Genomic DNA, 4960 nt, shown 5'->3' on the forward strand with positions numbered 1-4960 from the left:
CCGCCATATTCTCCTGATTTGAACCCCATAGAGCATAAATGGGCGCAAGCAAAGGCACTCAGAAGAAAACTTGGCTGTTCGACAGATGAGATTTTTCAGCAGCCATGTTTATAGTCAATTTATTGTGCTACGGCTATAACGTTTGCTTCACACGATTGTGAAGAGAGGCAGTCGGCTTTAGTTGAGGTCTGGAATTGGTAGATACGGCTGGTAGTATTTGGTTCGCACTGGCATGGAAATGTGGTAGTTCGCGTCACTTCCGTGCTGAGCCCTTTTGTATAACTCTCCGAATGGGCGAATGCTGTGGTCGTCTCAATACTTGGTCCGAGACCCATGAAGGCTCCGGAGAGCGATGTTGCTACAGATTGACTCCATTCCTCAGCAGTTGTCCATTCTTCTGACCGTGTCGCACCGTACGAGACCTCGTGATCTATACTTCCTCCTTGGCATCCAGATCCGATCCCGACCTGTTGCCATTTTGCCGTGGTTGTGGAACTTGGAAGTTCGAGGTTTTTTAATGCGCCTTGGTAGCAGAATTTCCTCGCGTCATCGTGCGGATTACGTCCGAACGTGTTGTTATCACATTTGAGCGCAGCGCCATGCTCGTCATCATATACGCTCATCATTCTGTTAATCCAACGATCTTCAGACCCATACTTGAAGACAAACATAGAGGAGGATGTCGCAAGGTCATAACAGGAGCTGAACTGTGAAGCGCAGTATTCCAGTTCACCGGCGACGTACTTGACCTGATCAAGCTTGGGGCCAAGGTAGCATTTTTTCGTCACACCGGGAGCAGGATCTACTTCACTCAGCGCCGCCGTAGAGCATTTCTGCACACCGCTTCCGTCTATTATGTCGTATGTCCATTTAGTCCCTGCGCCGTAGCGAATCCATCTCAGTTGGTTCTCTGGTGTGTGCTTTGGCACGTACTTATTTGCATTCGCGACGAATTGCCAACTGGAATCGGGCAAATCTTCAATGCTTTTCAGGTTGCCGGTCATTATTTGGCAGCTTTTTTTCTTTCCAGGCGCTGGGTCTCCGTTAACATCGTTATTGCAAGGCCAACTGTCGCGTCCTTTAAAGAATTTGAAGCTGTATTTTCCCTCCGCCCCATACCTTAGTGAGATTAACTTGCCCCTTAATGGCGGCGGGACAACGCAGACGTTTCCCTCCTGCGCGCAAGAGGCCCACTTTTGCTGGGCATGGGCAGCATGTGTTTCATGTACCATCACGCCCATGACAAATAAAAATACTATAGATTTTTTTCATGACTTGACTCCTGTTTTGTGCTTAAAGCAAGCGTCGTTTAATGACGTTTAGATATTCAATATCTAAACTTATGCCTCTATTCACCGTAGGCCATGAACATTAATGGCCTCATAATTTGATTCTATGTAAATTTTATATTTCTTGTCAAGGCGAAAAGTTGTTTTTCAGCAATATAGTAAAAATCTCATAAATTATTTCCCCTTATAAACATGTCGGCCACACAGGATTCTTGATTTGACAAACTGCCATGAATGTGCACGTGGCTGGCGGTTTCAGCCCGGCACGGTTGGCGGCAGACGGAAGCCCATGCCGGTCAAGGTGCCGATGCGTTTTGAGCTGAACTGAAGCGGCGCTTTCAATCACGCCCCTGCCTTTTCCGCACGGGCGGAAGCATTTATTTGCTTTTCTCCGGCAGCGATGATAAGATGGTTGTTTTTGCTGAAGCAGAATGCTCTGCCCATGAAAAACATGCCTCCAGCCGGAGGCCGAACCTATTGTCTTTCTTCTTGTTCACATCGGCTGCCGTACTGCGCCGAGGCGTTGCAAGTCCTTTCACAGCTTCGCATTATGCACAGCGAAACCATCATAATTCTTGATTTCGGCTCCCAGACCACCCAGCTCATCGCCCGCCGCATCCGCGAGCAGAAGGTCTATTCGGAGATTCACCCTTACACTCTGCCGCTGGCTAAGCTGAAGGAGCTGCAGCCTGCGGGCATCATCCTTTCCGGCGGCCCGGCCTCAGTCTATGACGAGGACGCGCCGCTCTCCGATCCCGGCCTCTTTGAGCTGGGCGTGCCGGTGCTGGGCATCTGCTACGGCGCGCAGCTGATGACGCAGCAGCTTGGTGGGCGCGTGGAGAAGGCGGAGCACCGGGAGTTCGGCAAGTCCGAGCTGCTGATCAGCGACGCTTCCGGCCTTTTCAGCGGCTTGGAGACCGCGCCTGCGCATCATCAGGTCTGGATGAGCCACGGCGACCGGGTGGAGGAGCCTGCGCCCGGCTTCATCGCCACCGCAACCAGCGCACATTCGCCCTATGCGGCCCTGAGCCATCAGGACAAGCCCTTCGCCGCCGTGCAGTTTCACCCGGAGGTGGCCCACACCTTGATCGGCACAGACGTGCTGCGCAACTTCATCTTCGGCATCTGCGGCTGCGATGCCTCGTGGACCATGCAGTCCTTCATTGAGTCCACCGTGACGGCGGTGCGGGAAAAGGTCGGCGGCGACCGGGTGATCTGCGCCCTTTCCGGCGGCGTTGATTCAACCGTGGTCGCGGCGATGATTCACCGGGCTGTTGGCAGCCAATTGACCTGCATCCACGTCAACAACGGCCTGATGCGGACGAACGAGAGCGAGAGTGTGCTGCGCTTCTTCCGCGAGCGCACCGACTTGCAGGTGATTGACATTGATGCTGAAGCCTATTTCTTGGAGCGGCTGAAGGGCATTGCCGACCCGGAGGAGAAGCGCAAGCGCATCGGCTATGGCTTTATTGAGATTTTCGAGCAGGAAGCCAAAAAGCTAGGGCAGGTGAAATATCTCGCCCAAGGCACCCTTTATCCCGATGTGATCGAGTCGGTCGTCTTTCGCGGCAAGGCCCCGATCAAATCACACCACAACGTTGGCGGCCTGCCGGAGCGAATGCATCTCGCCCTGATTGAGCCGCTGCGCGAGCTGTTCAAGGACGAGGTGCGCGAGCTGGGCCTTGAGCTGGGCCTGCCGGAAGAGGCGATTTTCCGCCAGCCCTTCCCTGGCCCCGGTCTCGGCATCCGCATCATGGGCGAGGTGACAGGCGAGCGGCTGCGCATTCTCCGCCAGGCCGACGTGATCGTGCTGGAGGAAATGAAGCGTTCCGGCTGGTACCGCAAGGTCTGGCAGTCTTTCGCTGTCCTGCTGCCGATTCAGACGGTCGGCGTGATGGGCGACGGCCGCACCTACGAGCACGTCATCGCCCTGCGCTCGGTGGACAGCCGCGACGCGATGACCGCTGACTGGTCGCAATTGCCCTACGACCTGCTGGGCCGGATTTCCACCCGCATCATCAATGAGGTGCGGGGTGTCAACCGGGTGGTCTACGACATATCCTCCAAGCCGCCCGCCACCATCGAGTGGGAATAAAAGTAGCTTGCTGCCGGGAGAGGGGCATCCTTCTCCCGGTGTTTCATATTTTTGTTCATCAGCAACAGTTCATTCACTTTAATCCTCAAATATTATCATGTTGAAAACAGGAATCTACGTAGATGCTGAAAATATCAAAATGAGCGGCGGCTACGGAATGCGCTACGATGTTTTGGTTGATATCGCCAACACGCCCAATTCCACTTTGGTGCGGGCCAACTGCTATCTGGCCGAAGACCGCGAACGCACCAGCAAAGAGCCGGACTACCGGCAGAAGGTTTATTTTTATCACAACATCCTGCGCCAGTGCGGCTTCAAGATTATCAAGAAATTTGTGCGCCGCTACGAGGACGAGGACGGCAATGTGACCACCAAGGCCAACGCCGACATGGACTTGGCCATTGACGCGCTGCTCCAGGCCCGCAACTTGGACCGGGTCATCCTCCTCACCGGCGACGGCGACTTCATCCGCCTTGTCACTGCCTTGCAGAACATGGGCTGCCGGGTGGACGTGATCGGCTTCAACAACGTCAGCCGCGAGCTGCGCGAATCGGCGGACTCCTTCCTGTCAGGCTTCCTCATCCCCGGCCTGCTGCCTTTCCAGCCTGACGAAACCCAGCACGACCAGCCCGGCGAATGGCAGCGCGGCACTGTAGCCAACTTCAACGCTGACCGGGGCTTCGGCTTCTTCCGCTTCTTCAGGATGCACGATCAGCACAGCCTCAAGCCGGAGACGGTCTTCTTTCATCTCTCCAAATCCACTTTGGAAGGCGACTACTATTTCCAAGACCCAACCCGGATTTTCGAGTTCCGCATTGTTGAAAATCCCAACAATGAGGGCCGCTCCGAGGCGTGGGACATCCGACTGGTGCGCGAGAACTGAGTGCCGCCCGCCGCAGGCGGCGTGTCCGCGCCGTCTGCGATGTCCCGGAGACAGGAATATGCCCCGTCAGTCCGTTCTCATCCGTCGCCTTGTCTGCTGCGCTGCCGCCGGATTCTTCGCCTTCATCTGCTGGATCATCTGGCTGGCCGATACAGGCCGGAGCAGCATCTTTTTTGATCTGGTCAAAATGCTGCCGCATGGCGACAAGCTCGGCCATTTCTGCCTCTTTGGCCTGCTCACGCTCGGCAGCAATGCCGCCTTGCAGTTCAGAAAAGCGCGTCTTGGCTGGATAGCCGTCCCTCTCGGCAGCCTGCTGGTGTTCTGCTTTGTCCTGCTGGAGGAATTCAGCCAGCATTTCGTTCCGGGTCGGACCTTGGATCTGCTCGACCTGCTCGCCGACAGCGCGGGCATAGCCTTGTTCACGTGGCTCTCCTTCCGCTTGGAGCGGAGAATCCGGGCAAGAAATTCTGCCGCCCCTTCCCATCTCCCTGTTTCGCCTTGACAGCTGTTTTCCGGGCTTATATAGTCCTACTTGCCTTTCAATAATGAAGTAGCTGACTCTGCGCGCGGGCAAGCCGGGCGTTCACAACCACTTTAAGGAAGAACCTATGAGCAAAATCAAAGGCGCGAAGGCCATAGTGCAATGTTTGGTGGAGGAAGGGGTTGACACCATATTCGGCTTTCCGGGCGGCG

Annotated in this window: 4 protein-coding genes; 3 read left to right on the top strand and 1 reads right to left on the bottom strand. The window is 55.3% G+C overall.

Annotation, left to right across the window (positions count from 1 at the left end):
- Positions 1-119: 119 nt before the first annotated feature.
- Positions 120-1241, bottom strand: coding sequence for a hypothetical protein (locus ACNKH3_RS13120; RefSeq protein WP_420209545.1), 1122 nt, complete (start codon positions 1239-1241; stop codon positions 120-122).
- Between the two features lie 598 nt (positions 1242-1839).
- On the opposite strand from ACNKH3_RS13120, the gene guaA reads away from it, so the two are divergent.
- From guaA to ACNKH3_RS13135, 3 genes are all read left to right on the top strand, one after another.
- Complete coding sequence (gene guaA, locus ACNKH3_RS13125; RefSeq protein WP_420209546.1) at positions 1840-3384, top strand: glutamine-hydrolyzing GMP synthase; 1545 nt, start codon at positions 1840-1842, stop codon at positions 3382-3384.
- A 97-nt stretch (positions 3385-3481) separates the two neighbouring features.
- Positions 3482-4267 (top strand): NYN domain-containing protein, encoded by a 786-nt coding sequence (locus tag ACNKH3_RS13130; protein WP_420209547.1) that lies wholly within the window; start codon positions 3482-3484, stop codon positions 4265-4267.
- A 58-nt stretch (positions 4268-4325) separates the two neighbouring features.
- Complete coding sequence (locus ACNKH3_RS13135; RefSeq protein WP_420209548.1) at positions 4326-4769, top strand: VanZ family protein; 444 nt, start codon at positions 4326-4328, stop codon at positions 4767-4769.
- The last annotated feature ends 191 nt before the right edge of the window (positions 4770-4960 follow it).

Source organism: Candidatus Electronema sp. JC (assembly GCF_048287365.2).
Taxonomy (GTDB): domain Bacteria; phylum Desulfobacterota; class Desulfobulbia; order Desulfobulbales; family Desulfobulbaceae; genus Electronema.